This is a genomic window from Curtobacterium sp. 1544, from assembly GCF_040544915.1.
In the GTDB taxonomy this organism is placed as follows: domain Bacteria; phylum Actinomycetota; class Actinomycetes; order Actinomycetales; family Microbacteriaceae; genus Curtobacterium; species Curtobacterium pusillum_C.
The window spans coordinates 42031-61553 of record NZ_JBEPKX010000012.1; the positions used below are offsets into that span (position 1 = coordinate 42031).

Below are 19523 nucleotides of genomic sequence, written 5' to 3' on the forward strand. Positions count from 1 at the left end.
TCAGGCGGCCGTGTAGGCGCGTTCGAAGAGGTCGATGATGCGGTCGGCGGAGGTCCCGCTGCCGTAGGCGAGCGACGTCGCACGGATCATCGGCTCGTACGCCGAGTCGGGCACGAGCAGATCGGGCAGCATCACCGGGGTGACCTGGTCGTCAGTGAGCTTCGACGCCTGGGCCACGAGCGGGAAGTCACGGCTGACGGTCTCGGTGATGCGGCTCATGTCCCGGCCGGAGTCGAGGACGAACTCGCTCGTGACCGCGGCGGAGTAGAGGTACTGCACGAACGGCTTGATGAGGTCGAGCTTGTCCCGGCCGTTCTCGCTGATCCAGATGCCGTGCCCGTTGTAGCTCTTGATGACGCTCGGTCGCGCGATCGCGGCGTGCTCGGACGGCACCGGCCAGCCGCCGACCGTGACCTCCTCCGCTCGTTCCTTCGACACGAGCGCGAGCGCCGACGACATCGCCGGCACGATGGCCGCCTTGCGGGTGGTGAACTGCGTGAGCTCGGAGTCCGACGTGAAGCCCTGCACCGAGTCGACGAAGACCCCGGCGTCGCGGAGCTCGACGAAGTGCTGCACGCCGCGGACCGCTCCGGCACTCTCCGAGATCTTCCCGGTCGAGAAGACGGTGGCGGCCTCGTCCTGGGAGACGAACCCCTGGATGATCTGCATGAGGAGCTTCTGTCCGCTCCAGTCCGAGCCGCCGACGGTCACGGGGCCGATACCGGCAGCACGCAACCGGTCGGCCGCGGCGATGAGCTGGTCGGAGGTGGTCGGGATCTCGCTCACTCCGGCCTGCTCGAGGAGCGCGGTGTTGAACGACACGGGCCAGTTCGTCCGGGTGAAGGGGAACGCGCGGACCCGGCCCTCGGGATCGGTCCACTCGTCGATCGCCTCGGGGATGATCAGGTCGCGCAGCCCCCAGTCGTCGAGGTTCTGGTTCACCGGGACGGTCGCGTGCTCCCCCGTCCACGACAGCGTGCGCCCGACCATGTTCACGATGGCGACGTCCGCTTCCTTGCCGGCGAGCGAACTGGTCTCGAAGACGATCGGCAGGTCCGAGCCGTTCGACAACAGGGCCACCCGGCGGTCGGTGCGGCGTCGGTAGGCCGCAACGACGTCCGTGAACGTCTGCGCCCCGGCGACCGCGCCGCTCAACTGGGTGTGGACGCTGAGCGTCCCGGGTCCGCTCGAGGCCGGCGTGAGTGCGCTGCACCCGGCGAGGATCGGCGCGAGGAGCCCGGCGCCGAGGCCGGCTCCGAGGAGGGTGCGCCTGCTGATGCCGTCCGTCACGGTGCCTCCCTGGCAGTGGTCGGTGGAGCGGTTCGCGATGCGTTTGGTACAGCGGTGTACTTCAGGTGACGAGCAACGTATACCGCTTTACACGAATGGGTCAACCCTCTACGCTCGACGGCATGAGCGACACCACCGCCGGCGCCGTCGACCGTCGCCGCGTCACCATCGCGCAGGTCGCCAAGCGCGCCGGGGTCTCCACGTCGGCGGTCTCGCACGTCTTCAACGGACGCCCGAACGTCTCCGCCGCGACCGCGGCCCGCATCCGCAAGGCGGCCGACGACCTGAACTGGCGCCCGAACCTCGCGAGCCGGAAGCTCTCCGGCAGCGCAGGACGGAGTCTCGGTCTCGTGCTCGCACGCTCGCGGGACACCTTCCAGCGCGACCCGTTCACGATGCGCCTGATCGCCGGCCTCACCGAGCCGCTCGCCGCGATCGGCTGGTCACTCTCGATGACGCTGGTGCGCGCCGAGGACGAAGCCGAGGTGTACCGACAGTGGTGGACCGAGCAGCGGGTCGATGGGTTCCTGCTCGTCGACGTCCGCACCGACGACCCGCGCACCTCGCTGCTGCAGCACCTCTCCGCCCCCGCGGTGATGCTCGGCGCACCCGTCCCGGGCAGCACGATCCCCGCGGTCACCGTCGGGGACGCCGACGCGACCGAGGCACTGCTCGACCACCTCGGTGCGCTCGGCCACCGGCGGATCGCCCGCGTCGGCGACGGGCCGACACTCGCGCACACGAGCGCCCGCGACGCCCGCTTCACCGCGGCGGCGGACCGACGCGGAGTGGACGCCCTCGTGCTCGACTGGCGCGCCCACAGCGAGGATCCGGTCGCCGACCTGCTCGGACGACTCGACGGCGCGACCGCGATCGTCCTGGACGGCGAGGCGATCGCCGCTGAGGTGATCGCACACGCACCCGAACTCGGCGTCCGCGTGCCGGAGGACCTGTCCGTCGTCGCGTGGGAGGACTCGTGGGTCTCCTCGATCGTCCGCCCGACGCTCACCGCGCTGGACGCCCCGGTCGAGGAGTCCGCCCGCACCGCGGTCGCACTCGTCGAACGACTCGTCCGCGGCGAGGACGTCGCCGACGCCGAGGTGAGCGGCCGAGCCCTGCACGTCCGTGGGTCGACCGGCCCAGCACCCGCCGATGCCACTCCGACCGAGGGAGACCGATGACCATGCCCACGCGCTTCGGCGTGAACTACGTGCCGTCGACCGACTGGATGTTCCAGTGGCAGGCGGTCGACGTCGACACCGTGCGCCGCGACCTCGAGGCGGTCGCGGGGCTCGGACTCGACCACGTCAGGCTGTTCCCGCTGTGGCCGACGCTCCAGCCGAACCGCACCCTGATCCGACGCCGGGCGCTCGACGACGTCGCCGCCGTGGTCGACGTGGCGGGCGAGTTCGGGTTGGACGCGAGCGTCGACGTGATCCAGGGGCACATGTCCGGATTCGACTTCGTCCCGGCGTGGCTCGTGAACTGGCACGACGGCAACATGTTCACGGACCAGCGGGCCATCGACGCGCAGGCAGCCCTCGTGTCCGCCGTCTACGACGCGGTCCGTGACCGGCCGAACTTCACGGGTCTGACGCTCGGCAACGAGGTCAACCAGTTCCAGCCGCCGAACCCCGCCGCGATGCCCGCCGACACCGCGCAGGTCACCCACTGGTTGCAGTCGTTGCTCGACGCACCGCGGGACAAGGACCCCCGCCACGTCGTCACGCACAGCGAGAACGACCACCTCTGGTACCGGGACGGCCACCCGTTCGTCCCGACGCACGCCAGCCGGCTCGGGGACGTCACGACCGTGCACTCGTGGATCTTCAACGGGGTGGCGGGTCGGTACGGGGCGCTCTCCGACGAATCGGTGCGGCACGCCGAGTGGATGATCGAGCTGTCCCGCGCGTTCGCGACCGATGCCGAGCGACCGGTGTGGTTGCAGGAGGTCGGTGCACCGGACCGCCACCTCGCCGAGTCCGAGATGCCGGAGTTCCTGGAGCGGACGATCGCGGCGGCCCTCACCACCGAGCGGCTGCACGCGATCACGTGGTGGTGCTCGCACGACGTGTCGCGTGACCTCGGTGACTTCAAGGACCTCGAGTACTCACTGGGGCTCCTCGACGTCGACAACCGGGTCAAGCCACTCGGACGCCGCTACGCCGAGGTGGTCGCCGACGCCCGCCGCGCCGCCCCGGCGCCGACGCCGCGCACGGCGGCCGTCGTCGTCGAGGTCGACGGCGACGACCTGCCACTGCACCGGTCGGACCTGGCACCGGGTGGGCAGGTCTTCGACCGGTGGCACCGGCTCCGCGCAGCGGGCGAGGTGGTGACGGTCGTCACCAGCCGGACGGCGGCCGACCCGGCGGCACTGGCAGCACGTGGCGTGACGCGTGTCGTCGAGGCCGCGGCCGTCTGACTGGAGGCACGGATCGCCTCAGTCGGTCAGCACGCGTTGGTACCGCAGCCAGTTCTCGCAGAGTCGCGTCCACTGCGACGTGTGCGGCTGGCGCACCGCGGTCCCGAGGCCGTGCCGACCGTGCGGGAAGACGTGCACCTCGACGTCGACCTCGTTCCGGACGAGGGCGTCGGCGTACCCCAGTGCGTTCGTCGCCCGGACGATCCGGTCGTCGGCGGTCGTCCACACGAACGTCGGCGGGGTCCGTGCGTCCACCCGGGTCTCCATCGACAGCTCACGACGCTCGCGCCAGGTCGGGGCCTCCCCGAGCAGTCCCACGACGGGCCGCGGCCGGGTCGGCGCCTCCATGCTGATCACCGGGTAGTTCAGGACGCAGAAGTCCGGACGGTCGAGGGTGGGGTCGTCGATGCCGTTCGCCAGGCTCGCCGCCAGGTGTCCGCCGGCGCTCGACCCGACGACCCCGACCCGACCGGTGTCGATCGTCACGTCGGCGCCCGGAGCACCGGCGCGCAGCCAGTCGAACACCCGACGGGTCGCCTCGATCGGCGCGGGGTGCAGGAGCCCGGTGGTGTCCGGGGTGCGGAGCGGGTACCGGAACAGGAACGCGTGCAGGCCGATCCCGGCGAACCAGGCGGCCATCGGTTCGGAGCCCGCCCGGCCGTGCTCCTCGTACCCGCCGCCCGGCAGCACGATGACGGCCGGGCGGGAACCCGGTAGGACGCTCGGGCGTACTGTGACGGCGTCGGGCGTGCTCATGACCGCGACCCTACTGTTCCGGCGCCGGTGCTGCCGATCCACTCAGGAACCCTCCCCGGCGCGACCAGCCACCTTGCGGCAGATGTAACTTTGCAGCCAGCGCAAAGTTTTCGGGAGATCCTGCACATGACCCAGACCGCGACCGCACCCGCGGCACCCACCACGTCGTCGAACGCCGTGATGAGCCACCGGCAGATCCTGCTGGTCATCTACGGCCTGATGGCCGGGATGTTCCTCGGCGCCCTCGACCAGACGATCGTCGGTACCGCGATCCGGACGATCGGCGACGACCTGCACGGCCTCGACCAGCAGGCCTGGGTGACGACCGGGTACCTCATCGCCTCGACGATCACCACGCCGATCTACGGCAAGCTGTCCGACATCTTCGGCCGGCGCCCGCTGTTCCTCACCGCGATCGGCATCTTCATCGTCGGCTCGTTCGCGGCGTCGTTCTCCACCTCGATGCTCATGCTCGCCGGGTTCCGCGCGCTGCAGGGCCTCGGCGCCGGTGGTCTGATGTCGCTCCCCCTCGCGATCATGGGCGACATGCTCGCTCCCCGCGAGCGCGCGAAGTACCAGGGGTACTTCCTCGCCGTGTTCGGCATCTCGTCGGTCATCGGCCCGCTCGTCGGCGGTGTCTTCGCCGGGTCGGGCGAACTGCTCTTCATCTCCGGCTGGCGCTGGGTGTTCCTGATCAACGTGCCGATCGGCATCATCGCGCTCTTCATGGTGCTGACGTTCCTGCACCTGCCGAAGTTCGGGGACCGGGGCAAGCCGCGCATCGACTGGTGGGGTGCGACCCTCGTCATCGTCACCCTCGTGCCGCTGCTGCTCATCGCCGAGCAGGGTCGCGAGTGGGGCTGGAGCTCTCCGGGTGCCTTCGCCTGCTACGGCATCGGTGCAGCCGGCCTGATCGCGTTCATCCTCGTCGAGCGCGCCATGAAGGACGACGCGATCCTGCCGCTGAAGCTCTTCGGGTCGCGGGTGTTCTCGATGTCCGCGGTGCTCTCGGTCCTCGTCGGCTTCGGCATGTTCGGCGCGATGCTCACCATCCCGCTGTACCTGCAGATCGTGAAGGGCGTCACGCCGACCGAGTCCGGGTTCGCGATGCTCCCGATGGTCCTCGGCCTGATGATCTCGTCGATCGCCTCGGGTCAGATCATCTCGCGGACCGGGAACTACCAGGTCTTCCCGATCACCGGTACGGCGTTCACCGCGATCGGGTTCACCGTCCTGACCTTCCTGACCGCCGACCGCCCGCTGTGGTTCCTCATGCTCGGCATGTTCGGCATCGGCCTCGGGCTCGGGCAGCTCATGCAGACGCTGACCCTGGCGGCGCAGAACTCCGTCAGCCCGCGGGACATCGGTGTCGCCACCAGCGCGGCCACGTTCTTCCGGCAGATCGGCGGCACGATGGGCACGGCCGTCCTCCTGTCCGTCCTGTTCACGCTCATGCCGACGAACATCACGACGGCGATGCAGAACGAGAGCGACCTCAAACCCGCCCTGAACGCCGCCCTCACCCCGTCCGTCGCCAACGCCGCGGACAACAAGGGCGTGATGGACCAGATCTGGAACAAGATCGTCGACCCGGTCCAGCAGAACGTCCAGGACGGTCTGAACAAGGGCGCCGTCCAGGCCAAGGAGGCCGCCGATGCAGCAGTGACCAAGCAGGTCACCGCTGCGGTGCAGCAGCGCGTGGCCGCCGGGCAGATCCCCGCGGCCTCGGCCGACTCGGTCATCGCCCAGCAGGTCGCCGCCGCGAAGCCCGCCGCCGAGCAGCAGGCCCTCGAGACCGCCGCGTCGAAGGCGCAGGCCGACGTCGTGGACGGCACCCTCCAGGTCGACTACTCGAACGCCGACCAGCGGCAGAACGTCGTCGACGAGGTCGCCCCCACCCTGGTCAAGCAGCTCAAGAGCGGTGACTCGGCGGCGAACTCGTCCTCCAGCTCGTCGACGAGCGACACCTCGTTCCTGAACGGTGCGGACAAGCGACTCACCCGTCCGTTCCTCGTCGGGTTCAGCGACTCGGCCGTCGTCGTCTACTGGGTCGGCCTCGCGGTGATCCTGCTCGCGTTCGTCCTGACCTGGTTCTTCCGCGTGCCGCCCCTCCGCAAGGTCTCCGCACTGCAGGAGCAGGCGAACACCGACCGGGCGAACACCGAGAAGGCGGCGTCGGACAAGGCCGACGCCGACCGGCTCACCGTCGACGCGCAGAACGCTGCCGCGGGCACCGGGTCGCTCGTCTCGCCGGACACCGGATCGATGGCGATCGTCCCGACCTCGCCGGACGTCCCGTCGCAGCCCCGATCCGCCGGATCCGCGGTCGGGATGGGGCAGCCGGGCATCGACACGGTGTCGGTCGAGGGCACTCGTGCACCCCTGCCGGACGCGACCACGCACGGCGCGCACTCCGCCGCCGCGCCGGTCGACGAGCCGCCGGTCACCACCGGCGCGATCCGGACCCGCGCCGCCCACGCCGCCGCGGCGCCCGTGGACGCGACCCCGGCACCGACCGCAGCGGACGCGGCGGACCCGAGCCGCGCCTCCAGGCCGGACGAGCACGCGCACGGCCGCCACTCGGCCGAGTAGGCGACCACCTGACGGAACCGCCCGTCGTCCCCGCGTCAGATCGCGGAGGCGGCGGGCGGTTCCACGACGTCGAAGGATGCCGTCGGCAGCCGACGGCGCATGACGTCGACGGCGACCGGGTTGTCGTCGACCAGGACGAACCGTCGCCCGAGGGCCTGCGCGACGGCGCCCGTGGTGCCGCTGCCGGCGAAGAAGTCGAGGACCCAGTCGCCCTCGCGCGAGGACGCCTGCACGATCCGCCGCAGCACGCCCTCGGGCTTCTGCGTCGGGTAGCCCGTCTTCTCCTTGCCGGTCGGCGAGACGATCGTGTGCCACCAGACGTCCGTCGGGAGCTTGCCGCGCTCGCGCTTCTCGGCCGTGACGAGACCGGGCGCCATGTAGGGCTCGCGGTCGACGGCCTCGGAATCGAAGTGGTACTGCGCCGGGTCCTTCACGTAGACCAGGATCGTGTCGTGCTTCGTGGGCCAGCGCGAACGGGACTTCGCGCCGAAGTCGTACGCCCAGACGATCTCGTTGAGGAAGGCGTCACGGCCGAACAGCGCGTCGAGCAGGACCTTGGCGTAGTGCGACTCGCGGTAGTCGAGGTGCAGGTAGAGGGTGCCGTCCTCGGCGAGCAGTCGCCATGCCTCGAGCAGCCGGGGCTCGAGGAAGGACCAGTAGTCCTCGAACCGGTCGTCGAAGCGCATCAGGTCGCCGCGGACGCGCTCGTAGGTGCTGCCCCGGAAGCCGGTGACGGTCTCGCGACGACCTGCTGCCGAGGTGCTCGGGAGCTCGCGCACCGCAGCACTGGCGTGCCGACGCTGGTAGCGGCCGGTGTTGAACGGCGGGTCGAGGTAGACGAGCGTGAACGAACCGTCCGCCAGGGTCGGGAGCACGTCGAGGTTGTCGCCGAGGACCACCCGGTCCGGGCCGCGATCGTCTCCGCTGTGCACGCGACCATTCTGGTGCACGGCGCGGGGCTGGCGCCGGTCGCCGGGTCCGAGCGCTGGGCAGCCGGCGTCCGGGTCAGCCGCAGGTCACCTGGGCGAGCGTCGCGTCGTCGTCGTCGGAGGACCACGCGCCCGCCGCCCAGACGTCGACCGGCTGACCGGCGTGCAGCGCGGTCGTCACCACGAGGTCGTGCGGGTCGGGCAGGTCCGCGGCTTCCTCGTCGACGGAGAACTGCACGGTCGCCGACGGGCAGTCCGCAGCGGGCGTGATCTCCCACCCGGCGCACCCCCAGTCGACGCACCCGTCGGGCCAGGAGCCGTCGGCGTCCTCGTCGTCGGAGTCGAGCTCGGCGCGGGTCAGCGCGACCGGGCTCTTCGGGGCAGCGGAGCAGGTGATGTCCCGGATGCCGCCCCAGTCCTCGGACCCCTGTTCGGTGAGGACGAGCGGTGTTCCCGAGGTGAGCAGGACCGTGCGGGTGTCCGTCCGCATGTCGTCGCCGTCCTCGGTGGCCGAGAAGCCGACGGAGACCACGGCGGGGCCGTCGCACTCGCCCTCGATCTGGAACGCCCAGCACCCGTCCGCGAAGTCGGTCGCTCCGCAGGTCGCCTGCCAGGTGTCCTCGTCGGAGATGAACGACGCCGTGATGGTGCCGTCGACGGAGGTCCACGGAGCCTCGTCCGTGGCGGCGCCGTCACTGCCGGTGTCGCCGGGGGTCGTCGCGTCCGGAGCGGGGCCCGTGTCGTCCTGCTCGCCGCGGGCGAGGGTCGACCCCGCGCTGTGCTCCTGCACCGTACGGACGACCGGGGCCAGGGCGGCGGTCGCGCCGAGGACCAGCGCGAACGCCGCCGCACCCGCCGTGATGCCCGTGACCGCGCGGCTGCGTCGGCGCAGTGGCGTCGCCTGCGGGTGCGGGTGTGGATGCACGGGCACGTGCGCGTGTGCGTGTGCTGTCGCCGCTCCCGCCGCTGCCACGAACGGCCGCGCGGCGTCCGTGCCCCAGGCCGCCGCCTCCCACGCTGCGACCGCCGCGGCGTCGTCCAGCGCCGGGTAGGCCGCCCGGGCGCGGGCCGGCAGTTCGGTGCGCCGCCACACGGCGGCGTCGTCACGGATCGAGGCCGCCGTGCGCGACGCCAGGTCCGCCTGCCGAGACGACGAGACGACCAGCACCGCGAGGCCGGCCACGAGCGGCGCGAGCCCGAACACCGCGGGCCCGCCGACGGCCCCCACGATGACCACCGCGGCGAGCGCGACGAGCGACACCACCAGGCCGATCCACTGCGCGACCCGGAGGCGACGGGCGAACGGCGGCAGGAAACCGCGGAACGACCGCGGCTCGGGGCTCCAGAACGACCAGTCGGTCGGGGCGGGCGGGATGCCCGGAGCGGGTGTCCACCCCGGTGCCGGCTCCGCGGCCTGGTGGAGTTCGACCCACTCGGCCGAGGGTGTCGGCCATCCGGGCGGCGTCCGGAAGCGGAACGGCGGGGTCGTCTCGTGCTGCACGATCAGACGATAGCGGGGCCCACAGCCACCACACAGGCCCTTCTTCGGGAGGTGCGGCGTACCGTCGTCGGCATGGCAGCACCCGAGGTCCACAACGACACCGACAAGCGGCAGTACTCCCTCATCGAGGACGGCGAGGTGATCGGCTTCGCGGCGTACGAGGTCGACGGCGACGAGATCCGGTTCGTCCACACCGAGGTGGACCCGGCGCACCGCGGTGGTGGGCACGCGTCGATCCTCGTCGAGCACGCCCTGGACGACGTCCGCTCCGGGTCACTCCGTGTCGTTCCGCAGTGCAGCTACGTCGCGGCGTGGATCGAGCGGCACCCGGACTACCAGGAACTGACGACGCGCTGACGCGCTGGTGCACTGACGGGGCCGCCGTCAGTAGCTGCGGTCGTGCGTCCCGGCCCGCGCCTCGTGACGGCCGGCACCCCGCACCGCGGGGACCTTGATGAGCACGGAGCCGCTGAGCAGGTCGTGGTCGTCGTCCGCCGGTGTCGGTGCCTCCTTCGGGAGGCGCGACTGCCGTTCGTACTCCGCTTGCGTCTCGTGACGGGTCGGCGCGAACACCTCGTCCATCATCGAGATCACGCCGCCGGATCCGCCGCTGCGTGTGGCCTTGTTCGACAGGTCGATCCACCCCACGCGATCGGCGATCCACATCACGACGGCCGCGGCGGCCACCGCCCCCAGGAGGATCAACCAGTTCACGCACACGACGCTACGTGGACGATCAGGATGGGACATCAGCCGCGCGGAGGATTCTCGTGATCCACACACGTGGTTCTTCAGGACGATGTCCACACTGGTGGTGCGGCCGTCCGGGACCCCCTCCCCGGGCGGCCGACCACCGGAACCCCACAGTGCCCCCCGACCGCACGGGCGGCCGACCACGTTGTGTCAGGGCGCGGCGTCAGGGGACGCGCTCGAGCCACTCCCGCGTCGCGAACTTCGACGCCACGAGCTCCTGCGCGCGCTGCCGCTCCTCCGCGGTGACGTGCCCCTCGTGCGCCCCGTAGAGCTTCGTGAACGTCGCGATGAGCCGGTCGATGATCTCGGCACGGGTGAGCCCGGTCTGCGAGCGCAGCGGGTCGACCCGCTTGGCGGCCGAGGTGGTCCCCTTGTCGCTCATCTTCTCGCGGCCGATGCGCAGCACCTGCACCATCTTCTCGCCGTCCATGTCGTAGCTCATGGTGGCGTGGTGGAGCAGTGAGCCGGTGCCGAGGCGCTTCTGGGCCGCGCCACCGATCTTCCCCTTGGTCGAGGTGATGTCGTTGAGCGGCTGGTAGTACGCCTCGATGCCGAGGGACTTCAGCGCCTCGATCACCCACTCGTCGAGGTACGCGTAGGAGTCGGCGAACGTCATGCCCTGAACGAGGTCGGTCGGCACGTAGAGCGAGTACGAGATGATCGCGCCGGCGTCCATGAACATCGCGCCGCCGCCGGAGATCCGACGGACGACCTCGACGCCGTACTTCGCGGCACCCTCGGGGTCGACCTCGTTCTTGAGGGACTGGAACGACCCGATGACGACGGCCGGCTGGTCCCACTCCCAGATGCGGAGGGTCGGCCCGCGGCGGCCGGCGCCCACTTCCTCCGTCAGGACCTGGTCGAGCGCGAGGTGCTCGTTCGGGCTGATCGGTCCCTCGTGGATGATCTCCCAGTCGTACTCCTGCCACGTCGACGCGCGGGAGAGCGCCCGGCGGACGGCGACCCCGACGGCCTCGGGCGTGAAGCCGAGCAGCACGGCGTCCTCGGGCAGGGCGGCACGGACGGCGGCGGCGATGCCCGCGGCGTCGGTCGTGGCCGGCAGACCGTTCACGGCGGCGTCGATCAGGGGCAACGCGTCGTCCGGCTCGAGGAAGAAGTCCCCGGCGAGCCGGAAGTCCTGGACACCTCCGTCGACGACCTCGAGGTCGACGACGACCAACTTGCCTCCCGGGACCTTGTACTCACCGTGCACGGGACGAGCCTACGCCCGCCACGTGTCGGACGGGAGGCGCGGGACGGCGCCACCGCGCGCCTCCCGTCGTTCGCCTGGTCGCGTCAGCGAGCCGTGACGCGGTCAAGCCACGTGACCAGGTCGGCGACGACCTCGTCGCGGTTGGTCTCGTTGTAGACCTCGTGCCGCGCGCCCTCGTACACCCGCACCGACACGTCGGAGAGCCCGCCGCGTCGTCGGTACGCCTGCGCGAGGCGCTCGATCGAACGCGGGCCACCGAGGGTGTCCTCGGACCCCACCTGCAACAGCATCGGGAGGTCGTGCGGGATGCCCCGACGCGGGACCCCGAGCAGCCGCAGCGCGTCCCGGACGCCGAACAGCCCGATGACGTCCGCCTCGACTGCGAGCGGGTCCGCCTCGACGGCGGCGATGACCGCCCGGTCGCGGGTCAGCCACTCGAACTTCGTCGGGCCGGAGCCAGCGTGCCGGGCGTTGAGGTCACCGCTGTTCATCCACCCGGGCAGCCGGTACGCGGTGGCGGAGAGGACCACCCCGCCGTACGACTCCGACGACGTGTTCACGATCCGCTGGGCCATCAGCGAGCCCCACGAGTGCCCGAGCAGGACGAGCGGGACGCCCGGGGTGTCCTCCTTGGCGACCGCGGTCATCTGCTCGACGGCGGCGATGGCGGCCCGGAGTCCGCCGGGGCCGAGCCGACCGAGCTTGGCGTGGTCGCCGTCCCACTGCGCGAGGCCGGTGCGACCGTGTCCGCGGTGGTCGTTGGCGTGCACGGTGTAGCCGGCACGCACGAGGTCCTGCGCGAGCGGCTCGTACCGCAGCCCGTGCTCCCCGACGCCGTGCGCGATCTGCACGATGCCCTTCGGCCGCGCCGCACGCCAGGTCGAGTAGACGATCTCGACGCCGTGCGCGTCGGTGAACGAGGCGTCGCCTCGTGCTGCGGAGAAGGTGGGCACCTGTCGATCCTCCCAGATCAGGGACCGGTCCAGCCTGTTCACCCGGCGTTCACGCAGCCGGTGCGGGGCGGGCCTACCGTCTCGCGCATGGACGTCCTCGTCACCGTCGTGCTGGTGATCGTGGTGGCCCTCGTGTTCGACTTCACGAACGGGTTCCACGACACCGCGAACGCCATGGCCACCTCGGTCGCCACGGGTGCCCTCAAGCCCCGCACCGCCGTGCTCATCTCCGCCGTCCTCAACGTGGTCGGCGCGTTCCTGTCCACCGAGGTGGCGAAGACCGTCTCGCAGGGCATCATCCGCGAGGGCCAGGACGGCATCCACATCTCCCCCGTGATGATCTTCGCGGGACTCGTCGGTGCCGTGCTCTGGAACCTCGCCACGTGGTACTTCGGCCTGCCGTCGTCGTCGACGCACGCCCTGTTCGGTGGCCTGATCGGCGCGTCGATCATCGGTGCCGGCCTGAACTCGGTCGACTGGGCGACGGTCGTCTCGAAGGTCGTGCTGCCCGCGCTGCTCTCGCCCGTGATCGCCGGGGTCATCGCGCTCGTGGCGACCTACCTGGCGTACACGATCACGAAGAACGCGACCACGCACGGTGCGGCGACGGGCTTCCGGCACGGGCAGACGATCTCCGCGTCGCTGGTGTCCCTGGCGCACGGCACGAACGACGCGCAGAAGACCATGGGTGTGATCACGCTGACCCTGATCGCCGCGAACTACCAGCCCGCCGGGAGCGGCCCGGCACTCTGGGTGATCCTCGCTTGCGGTCTGGCGATCGGCCTCGGGACGTACATGGGCGGCTGGCGGATCATGCAGACCGTCGGCAAGAAGATCTCCGACGTGCAGTCACCGCAGGGCTTCGCGGCCGAGACGAGCTCCGCCGCGACGATCCTCGTGTCGTCCCACCTCGGGTTCGCGCTCTCGACGACGCACGTCACGAGCGGCTCGGTGATCGGCTCCGGGCTCGGCAAGAAGCTGGCGGACGTGCACTGGTCGGTCGTCGGGCGGATCGTCGTCGCCTGGGTGATCACGCTGCCGTCGGCCGCGGTGGTCGGAGCGCTCGCGACGTGGGTCGCATCGACGTCGGCGGTCGGGCTCGTCCTGGTGGCCGTGTTCGCGTTGGCCGCCGGACTCACCTTCTACGGGCTCGCCAAGCGCAAGCCGATCTCCCACGACGACGTCACCGCCGACACCGCCGAGCGCGAGCCGGCCACCACCGGGAACTGAGGGGAACGCACATGGACATCGACTTCGGTGCGATCGGCACGGTCGCGGGCGTCGGCTTCGTGGCCGCCGTCGGCGTGGTGCTCGTCTACACGCTCGGATTGCGGCTGCTCGGGACCGGGCAGCCCGTCGACGCCGGTGGGGAGCGCACGCAGTACTCCGAGGAGACGCCGCGCTCCGGGCACACGCCGCCGCTCGCCCTCGCGGGGGCCGGGTTGTGCTTCGCGGTCTGCATCGCGGCGGTCCTCACGGGCATCTGGCTGACGATCCCCCAGTTCCACTGACGCGCACTGGAGGCGCGCCCGACGCGAGCAGACCCGCTCACGCACCCCGCGCCTCCAGTCCGCATTCCCGCGTCCAGTGAGCAGAAGACGTCGAGTCCGCACCTCGGACCCGACGTCTTCTGCTCACTCGATGCGCCGCGCGCCCCGCGCCGCGCCCGCACCCGCGCTCAGTGCGCGCTGTAGCCGCCGTCGACCAGGTGGTAGCTGCCCGTGATGAACGAGGCCTTGTCGCTCAGCAGGAACAGCACGAGCGCCGCGACCTCCTTGTCGGTGCCGAGGCGCTTGGTGGCGTGCTCGTCCTCCAGGGCGGTGATCGCCTCCGGGGTCATCGAGTTGCGGAGCAGCGGGGTGTCGATGAAGCCCGGGCCGACCGCGTTCGTGCGGACGCCCTGCGCCGAGTACTCGAGCGCCGCGACCTTGGTCAGGCCGGCGAGCGCGTGCTTCGACGCGACGTAGGCGGCGTTCTGCGCGATGCCGACCGTGCCGAGCACCGATGCCATGTTCACGATCGAGCCTCCGCCAGCGGCCACCATCGCGGGGATCTCGTAGCGGAGTCCGTAGAACACGCCGTCCAGGTCCACCGCACGCACGCGGTCCCAGGCGGCGATGTCGTACTCGCCGATGGGCTGCGGTGCGGCGCCGATGCCGGCGTTGTTCACGGCGAGGTGGAGCGCGCCGTAGGTGTCCACGGCGAACTGGACCATGCGCTCGTTGTCGGCGGCGACCGCGGAGTTCGCCTCGAATGCGCTGGCGGTGCCGCCGGCCTCCACGATCGAGGTCGCGACGCGCTGGGCGGCGTCGAGTTTGATGTCGGTGACGACGACCGTCGCGCCCGCGGCGGCGAGCTCCTTCGCGACGGACTCGCCGATGCCGCTGCCGCCACCGGTGACGATGGCGACCTTGCCCTCGAACTCGGACATGATTCCTTCTCTCTAGGCAACACCTGTTGCCCAAAAACACGATACACCCGAAAACCAGTTCGTTCGCTGAACTAATTTGCTAGGCTAACGATCGTGACCGACGCCACCGACCTCCGCATCGCGGTGAACCGCCTCTCGCGCACCCTCCGCGCGCAGAAGGCGGACTCCACCGTCAGCGATGCCCAGTTCTCCGCACTCGCCCGGTTGCACCGCGACGGCCCGATGACACTCGCCGAGCTCAGCCGCCAGGACGGCGTGACGCCCCCGTCGATGACGAAGACCGTCGCCGTGCTCATCGAGCGCGGACTGGTGTCGAAGGGCGGCCACGGGGACGACCGCCGCAAGGTGCTGCTCTGCGCGACCGACGCCGGAGCCGACTTCGTGCAGGAGACCCGTCGCCGTCGGGACGGCTGGCTCACCCCGCGCCTCGCCGACCTCACCGAGGCCGAGCGGCAGACCCTGGCCGACGCCACCGAGATCATGAGGAGGCTGGCCCAGCAGTGACCGCCATGTTCCGCTCCCTGTCCGGCCGCAACTACCGCATCTGGTTCGCGGGCGCCCTGGTGTCCAACGTCGGCACCTGGATGCAACGAACCGCCCAGGACTGGCTCGTCCTGACGAAGCTCTCCGACAACGACGCCATCGCGGTCGGCATCACCATGGCGCTGCAGTTCGGCCCGCAGCTCCTCCTCCTGCCCCTCACCGGGCTCGCGGCCGACCGGTTCGACCGGCGCAAGATGCTCATGCTCACGCAGGGCCTGATGGGTGCGTTGGGGCTCGGCCTCGGGATCATGGTGCTCACCGACACCGCGACGATCTGGTCGCTGTACGGCTTCGCCCTGGCACTCGGCATCGTCGCCGCGTTCGACACCCCGATCCGCCAGACCTTCGTGTCCGACGTCGTGCAGGGCGAGAACGTCGCCAACGCGGTTGCCCTCAACTCGGCGTCGTTCAACGCCGCACGACTGATCGGACCCGCGGTCGCCGGTGTCCTCATCGCGGCGATCGGCTCGGGCTGGGTCTTCGTCATCAACGCCGCCTCGTTCCTGGCCGTCCTCGTCGCGCTGCGCTTCGTGGACCCCGCACAGCTCGCCGACCGCGTCCGGGCCAAGCGCGGCAAGGGCCAGATCATGGCGGGCATCCACTACGTGCGGACGAGGCCGGACATCATCGTCGTCCTCTGCATGATCTTCGTCGTCGGCACCTTCGGCGTGAACTTCCCGATCTTCACCTCCACGATGGCCCGGGTCGAGTTCCACAAGGGCGCGGGCGAGTTCGGCCTGCTGAACTCCGTGATGGCGATCGGCTCGGTCGCCGGTGCACTCCTGTCCGCCCGTCGCGACCGCCCGCGGATGCGCACGCTCGTGATCGCCTCCGCCGGGTTCGGCCTGGCGTGCACGGCCGCCGCGTTCGCCCCCACCTACTGGACCTTCGCGATCGTCCTGGTCTTCGTAGGACTCGCGTCGCTGACCTTCATGACGACGGCGAACGCCCTGGTGCAGACCACCACGGCGCAGGCGATGCGCGGGCGCGTGATGGCGCTCTACATGGCGATCTTCGCGGGAGGCACCCCCATCGGCGCCCCGATCGTCGGCGCCGTCGCGGACGCCTGGGGCCCCCGCTGGGCCATCGGCGTCGGCGCGGTCTCCGGCTTCGTCGCCCTCGCGATCGCGCTCTTCTGGCTCCTCCGGTACGAGCGGTTCCGAGTGCGGTACGACGCGGACACCCGGCTGCACCTGGCGATCACGCACGCGGTGCCGGTGGTCGGGACGCGCGCGTCCCGCGCCGCCCTCCGGCAGGACCTGGAACGCGACGAGGCGGTCGCCGACCGGTCCAGCGCGGTCTGACGCGACCATCGACCGGACGGGAGGCACGGGTCGGCGCCGCACCGCGCCTCCCGTCCGCCTCCTGGTCACCACCACCGCGACGCAACCGTTCCGGACGACGGCGCGCGTCAGTGCGTGGGAGCCGCTTCGGCGAACACGCGCTCGTCGAGCGCTGCGACCACGCGGTCGGCCGCGGCCGCGAGCCGCTCCCCCGCGACACGTGCCGCGAGGAGTGCCGTGTCCGCCGACACCGCCTCGAGGTCCGCCCGGGTCTCGGCGAAGGCCCGGGCCTCGTCCGCGACGCAGGACGGCGCCACGTCGGCCAGGCACTCGTCCGCCCGCCGCGCGAGGAACCGCAGCGACCGCGGACTGTGCTCGTCGAGGAGCAGGAACGCCGCGGCGTCCTCGGGGGTCGGCGTGTGGTGGTCACGGCCCCGCTGGAACGCCTCACCGGCGCCGCACGCCCGGAGCGCGGTCGACCAGGACGGCCCCGACCCGGGGTCGAGCAGGCCGGACGCGAGCAACCGGGCGGAGGTCGCACAGCGCTGCAGCGAGCGGCCGAGGGTGAAGAACTCCCAGACCTCGTCGCGGCTGGCATCCGCCTCGACGACCCCGATCGCCAGGGCGCTCCGCTCGCGCACCCAGCCGAGGAACTCGTGGGCCCGGTCCGGCGCGACCTTCCGCGGCATCCGGGAGCGCGTGACGTTGAGGCAGTCCCAGAGCTCGGTGGAGACGACCTCGCGGGCGCGGCGGGCATGGTCCCGTGCGACCGCGACGGCGGAGGCGATCGAGGCCGCTTCGTGCCGGTCCAGTGCCAGGGAGTCGATCGTCGAGGCGCGGTCGGGGTCGTTCGCCGGACCAGCCGCGCCCACGACCGACCGGAGCTCCGCAGCGACCACACGGTCCTGCTCGACACCGGCCGGCTCACCGCGCGCCACGTAGACGTCGAGCATCCGGGCGACCACGTCGGTGCGCTCGACCGCGTTCCCGACGTGGAACACGCTCCCCGCGAGTCGGCTCAGCACGTCGGCTCCTGCATGTCGTGAACCTACTGACCGCGGATTGCCGGGGTGTTTCGTCGCCGCGTCACGGGTGTTGCAGTCGTCCGGGGCCCGATCCGGGTCGGCCGGTCCGCGCACTCGCTAGACAATCTAACTAGAGCGTCTAGCATTGTCCTCATGACTTCCGAGGTGATGACCGGCACCGCGGGATTCTGGTACGGCGATGCGTCCAGGGTCGATGCGGTGGACGTGCTGAACGCGCTCCGCCGGTACCGGAGTGCCGAGAGCGCCGCCCAGCGCCGTGCGCGCGAGGCCCTCGGCATCGGCGAGAACGCCCTGCTGGCACTGCGTGTGCTCCTCGACGCCGAGTCGGCCGGCCGCACGGTCAACGCGAAGGACCTCGCCGAGGAGCTCGAGATCACGGCGGCGTCGACCTCCGCGCTCGTCGACCGACTCGTCCGCAGCGGGCACGTCGAGCGCCACCCGGACCCGAACGACCGCCGCGGCGTGATCCTCACCGCGTCCGGAGGCTCCATGCGCCAGGTGCTGCAGGTCATCGACCAGCTCGACTCCCGCGCGATCGAGGCCACCGAGCACCTGTCGGGCGACGACATGGCGGTGATCGTGTCGTTCCTCGACGAGATGGTCCGCGTGGTCGACGACGTGGACGCGGTCGGCAAGCGCCCCGCGTAGCCTGCCGCCATGCGTCGCGCGTAGCCTGCTGCCATGGCAACCACGGCGACCCCGGCGTCGCACGACCCCGAGGACGACATGCCCCTCGCAGAGCTCGACGCCCGGGCGCGGGCGGACGCAGCTCTCCGTCGCATCCGGGCCGGTTCGGACCCCGCACGTGAGGCGTTCGACCTCGCCAACACCATGAACGACGAGACCGTCGGACGACTGACGAACGCCGTCCGACGGTTGTTCCGCCGGGGCTGGCGGTTCTGAAGCTCCGTCAGAAGGCGGTGCCGACCGCGGCGATGTCGTCGCCGCCGTGGCCCGCCGCGCTCGCGTCGGCGTAGACCCGTCCGAGCGCGTCGAGCAGGACGGTCGAGACGCCGGTGTCCCGCGCCGCGTCCGTGATCAGGCCGATGTCCTTGCGCAGCCCGTCGAGGGCGAACTGCGCCGGGAACGAACCGTCGATGATCGCCTTGCCCTTGGTGTGCGCGTAGGCCGAGTCGCTGGCGCTGCCGTCGATCGCCTCGAGGAAGAGCGCTGGGTCCAGCCCGAGCGACTTCGCGACCGCGAGGGACTGCGCCGTCGCCGCCGTGATCGACGCGATCCAGGCGTTCGCCGCGAGCTTGAGCGCCGTCCCGGCCCCGACCTGTTCGCCGGCGCGGACGGTCTTCGCGCCGATTGCGTCGAGGACCGGGTCGATGCGGTCGAGCTCCTCCGACGGACCAGCGGCGAGCATCGTCAGCGTGCCCTGCTCGGCCGGGGCCTTCGTGCCGAGCATCATCGCCTCGACGAGGGTGATGCCGTACTTCGCCGCGAGCTGCACGACGGTCTCGGTGCCGGCGACGCCGATCGTGGAGCACTGCACCCACACGGCGTCGGTCGGGGCCTTGCCCGCGGCGGACTCGAGCACGTCCACGACGGCGTCGGTGTCGAACAGGGTCAGCAGGACGACCTCGGCGTCGGCGACCGCGGCACTCGGGTCGGTGGCGACGGTCGCGCCCCGGTCACCGAGCGGAGCGGCCTTGTCGGCGCTCCGGTTCCACACCGTCACCTCGTGGCCCTCGCGGAGCAGCGATCCCGCCACTCCGGCACCCATCGTCCCGGTCCCCAGCACACTCACCCGCACGCGCGTCTCCGTCTCCGCAGCGACTCCCTGCCGCTGCGGCTCCGACGCTACG

General features: G+C 71.3%; 20 protein-coding genes. 10 read left to right on the plus strand and 10 right to left on the minus strand.

Features of this window, described 5'->3' with window-relative positions:
• Window positions 1–1290 (minus strand): ABC transporter substrate-binding protein, encoded by a 1290-nt coding sequence (locus ABIC61_RS09245; RefSeq protein WP_354029669.1) that lies wholly within the window; start codon window positions 1288–1290, stop codon window positions 1–3.
• Between the two features lie 122 nt (window positions 1291–1412).
• On the opposite strand from ABIC61_RS09245, the gene ABIC61_RS09250 reads away from it, so the two are divergent.
• Together ABIC61_RS09250 and ABIC61_RS09255 are read left to right on the plus strand one after the other, a co-directional pair.
• Window positions 1413–2471 carry a LacI family DNA-binding transcriptional regulator gene (locus tag ABIC61_RS09250; RefSeq protein ID WP_144756002.1) on the plus strand — a complete coding sequence of 353 codons (1059 nt, stop codon included), beginning with the start codon at window positions 1413–1415 and terminating at the stop codon, window positions 2469–2471.
• On the plus strand, window positions 2468–3712 hold the full coding sequence (locus ABIC61_RS09255; RefSeq protein ID WP_354029670.1) for a glycoside hydrolase 5 family protein: 1245 nt from the start codon (window positions 2468–2470) through the stop codon (window positions 3710–3712). The genes ABIC61_RS09250 and ABIC61_RS09255 overlap by 4 nt, the downstream gene beginning before the upstream one ends.
• 18 nt (window positions 3713–3730) lie before the next feature.
• Here ABIC61_RS09255 and ABIC61_RS09260 read toward each other — a convergent pair whose 3' ends face one another.
• Window positions 3731–4468: an alpha/beta hydrolase gene (locus tag ABIC61_RS09260; RefSeq protein WP_354029671.1), complete on the minus strand. Its 738-nt coding sequence runs from the start codon at window positions 4466–4468 to the stop codon at window positions 3731–3733.
• A 126-nt stretch (window positions 4469–4594) separates the two neighbouring features.
• Here ABIC61_RS09260 and ABIC61_RS09265 point away from each other — a divergent pair, with 126 nt between their 5' ends.
• Window positions 4595–7060, plus strand: coding sequence for an MDR family MFS transporter (locus tag ABIC61_RS09265; RefSeq protein ID WP_354029672.1), 2466 nt, complete (start codon window positions 4595–4597; stop codon window positions 7058–7060).
• A 35-nt stretch (window positions 7061–7095) separates the two neighbouring features.
• Here ABIC61_RS09265 and ABIC61_RS09270 read toward each other — a convergent pair whose 3' ends face one another.
• A complete protein-coding gene (locus tag ABIC61_RS09270) occupies window positions 7096–7992 on the minus strand; it encodes a DNA-methyltransferase (RefSeq protein ID WP_354029673.1) in 897 nt (298 codons plus the stop codon).
• Window positions 7993–8065: 73 nt separating this feature from the next.
• On the minus strand, window positions 8066–9490 hold the full coding sequence (locus ABIC61_RS09275) for a hypothetical protein (RefSeq protein WP_354029674.1): 1425 nt from the start codon (window positions 9488–9490) through the stop codon (window positions 8066–8068).
• A gap of 72 nt (window positions 9491–9562) precedes the next feature.
• Between ABIC61_RS09275 and ABIC61_RS09280 the strand changes: the two genes are divergently transcribed.
• A complete protein-coding gene (locus ABIC61_RS09280) occupies window positions 9563–9847 on the plus strand; it encodes a GNAT family N-acetyltransferase (protein WP_144756020.1) in 285 nt (94 codons plus the stop codon).
• Between the two features lie 27 nt (window positions 9848–9874).
• Here ABIC61_RS09280 and ABIC61_RS09285 read toward each other — a convergent pair whose 3' ends face one another.
• The 3 genes from ABIC61_RS09285 to ABIC61_RS09295 all read right to left on the minus strand — a co-directional run bounded on the left by ABIC61_RS09285 (window position 9875) and on the right by ABIC61_RS09295 (window position 12409).
• Window positions 9875–10204 (minus strand): hypothetical protein, encoded by a 330-nt coding sequence (locus ABIC61_RS09285; protein WP_097180884.1) that lies wholly within the window; start codon window positions 10202–10204, stop codon window positions 9875–9877.
• A 202-nt stretch (window positions 10205–10406) separates the two neighbouring features.
• Window positions 10407–11456 carry a lipoate-protein ligase LplAB gene (gene lplAB / locus ABIC61_RS09290; RefSeq protein WP_354029675.1) on the minus strand — a complete coding sequence of 350 codons (1050 nt, stop codon included), beginning with the start codon at window positions 11454–11456 and terminating at the stop codon, window positions 10407–10409.
• Window positions 11457–11539: 83 nt separating this feature from the next.
• The gene (locus ABIC61_RS09295; RefSeq protein ID WP_354029676.1) at window positions 11540–12409 is read right to left on the minus strand and encodes an alpha/beta fold hydrolase; all 870 of its coding nucleotides are present in this window, start codon (window positions 12407–12409) and stop codon (window positions 11540–11542) included.
• Window positions 12410–12496: 87 nt separating this feature from the next.
• On the opposite strand from ABIC61_RS09295, the gene ABIC61_RS09300 reads away from it, so the two are divergent.
• Both ABIC61_RS09300 and ABIC61_RS09305 read left to right on the plus strand, forming a co-directional pair.
• A complete protein-coding gene (locus tag ABIC61_RS09300) occupies window positions 12497–13639 on the plus strand; it encodes an inorganic phosphate transporter (RefSeq protein WP_354029677.1) in 1143 nt (380 codons plus the stop codon).
• 11 nt (window positions 13640–13650) lie between these two features.
• Entirely contained in the window at window positions 13651–13920 is a 270-nt protein-coding gene (locus ABIC61_RS09305; RefSeq protein WP_144756031.1) for a hypothetical protein, read from the plus strand.
• Window positions 13921–14087: 167 nt separating this feature from the next.
• On the opposite strand, the gene ABIC61_RS09310 is transcribed toward ABIC61_RS09305, so the two are convergent.
• Window positions 14088–14840, minus strand: a complete 753-nt coding sequence (locus tag ABIC61_RS09310; RefSeq protein WP_144756033.1) for an SDR family NAD(P)-dependent oxidoreductase — start codon at window positions 14838–14840, stop codon at window positions 14088–14090.
• A gap of 93 nt (window positions 14841–14933) precedes the next feature.
• On the opposite strand from ABIC61_RS09310, the gene ABIC61_RS09315 reads away from it, so the two are divergent.
• Both ABIC61_RS09315 and ABIC61_RS09320 read left to right on the plus strand, forming a co-directional pair.
• A complete protein-coding gene (locus ABIC61_RS09315; protein ID WP_186322060.1) occupies window positions 14934–15344 on the plus strand; it encodes a MarR family winged helix-turn-helix transcriptional regulator in 411 nt (136 codons plus the stop codon).
• Window positions 15341–16687: an MFS transporter gene (locus ABIC61_RS09320; RefSeq protein WP_144756037.1), complete on the plus strand. Its 1347-nt coding sequence runs from the start codon at window positions 15341–15343 to the stop codon at window positions 16685–16687. Before ABIC61_RS09315 ends, ABIC61_RS09320 begins: the two co-directional genes overlap by 4 nt.
• Window positions 16688–16794: 107 nt before the next feature.
• On the opposite strand, the gene ABIC61_RS09325 is transcribed toward ABIC61_RS09320, so the two are convergent.
• Window positions 16795–17691 carry an alpha-E domain-containing protein gene (locus ABIC61_RS09325; protein ID WP_354029678.1) on the minus strand — a complete coding sequence of 299 codons (897 nt, stop codon included), beginning with the start codon at window positions 17689–17691 and terminating at the stop codon, window positions 16795–16797.
• Between the two features lie 153 nt (window positions 17692–17844).
• Here ABIC61_RS09325 and ABIC61_RS09330 point away from each other — a divergent pair, with 153 nt between their 5' ends.
• The gene (locus tag ABIC61_RS09330; RefSeq protein WP_354029679.1) at window positions 17845–18360 is read left to right on the plus strand and encodes a MarR family winged helix-turn-helix transcriptional regulator; all 516 of its coding nucleotides are present in this window, start codon (window positions 17845–17847) and stop codon (window positions 18358–18360) included.
• A 33-nt stretch (window positions 18361–18393) separates the two neighbouring features.
• Window positions 18394–18615, plus strand: coding sequence for a hypothetical protein (locus ABIC61_RS09335; RefSeq protein WP_354029680.1), 222 nt, complete (start codon window positions 18394–18396; stop codon window positions 18613–18615).
• 7 nt (window positions 18616–18622) lie between these two features.
• On the opposite strand, the gene ABIC61_RS09340 is transcribed toward ABIC61_RS09335, so the two are convergent.
• Window positions 18623–19471 (minus strand): NAD(P)-dependent oxidoreductase, encoded by an 849-nt coding sequence (locus ABIC61_RS09340; RefSeq protein WP_354029681.1) that lies wholly within the window; start codon window positions 19469–19471, stop codon window positions 18623–18625.
• Between the last annotated feature and the right edge of the window lie 52 nt (window positions 19472–19523).

Excerpts from the sequence above, each read along its gene's own strand:
- ABIC61_RS09250 (WP_144756002.1), top strand. The coding sequence starts at position 1,413 with ATGAGCGACACCACCGCCGGCGCCGTCGACCGTCGCCGCGTCACCATC.
- ABIC61_RS09255 (WP_354029670.1), top strand. The coding sequence starts at position 2,468 with ATGACCATGCCCACGCGCTTCGGCGTGAACTACGTGCCGTCGACCGAC.
- ABIC61_RS09260 (WP_354029671.1), bottom strand. The coding sequence starts at position 4,468 with ATGAGCACGCCCGACGCCGTCACAGTACGCCCGAGCGTCCTACCGGGT.
- ABIC61_RS09265 (WP_354029672.1), top strand. The coding sequence starts at position 4,595 with ATGACCCAGACCGCGACCGCACCCGCGGCACCCACCACGTCGTCGAAC.
- ABIC61_RS09280 (WP_144756020.1), top strand. The coding sequence starts at position 9,563 with ATGGCAGCACCCGAGGTCCACAACGACACCGACAAGCGGCAGTACTCC.
- ABIC61_RS09300 (WP_354029677.1), top strand. The coding sequence starts at position 12,497 with ATGGACGTCCTCGTCACCGTCGTGCTGGTGATCGTGGTGGCCCTCGTG.
- ABIC61_RS09305 (WP_144756031.1), top strand. The coding sequence starts at position 13,651 with ATGGACATCGACTTCGGTGCGATCGGCACGGTCGCGGGCGTCGGCTTC.
- ABIC61_RS09310 (WP_144756033.1), bottom strand. The coding sequence starts at position 14,840 with ATGTCCGAGTTCGAGGGCAAGGTCGCCATCGTCACCGGTGGCGGCAGC.
- ABIC61_RS09330 (WP_354029679.1), top strand. The coding sequence starts at position 17,845 with ATGACTTCCGAGGTGATGACCGGCACCGCGGGATTCTGGTACGGCGAT.
- ABIC61_RS09335 (WP_354029680.1), top strand. The coding sequence starts at position 18,394 with ATGGCAACCACGGCGACCCCGGCGTCGCACGACCCCGAGGACGACATG.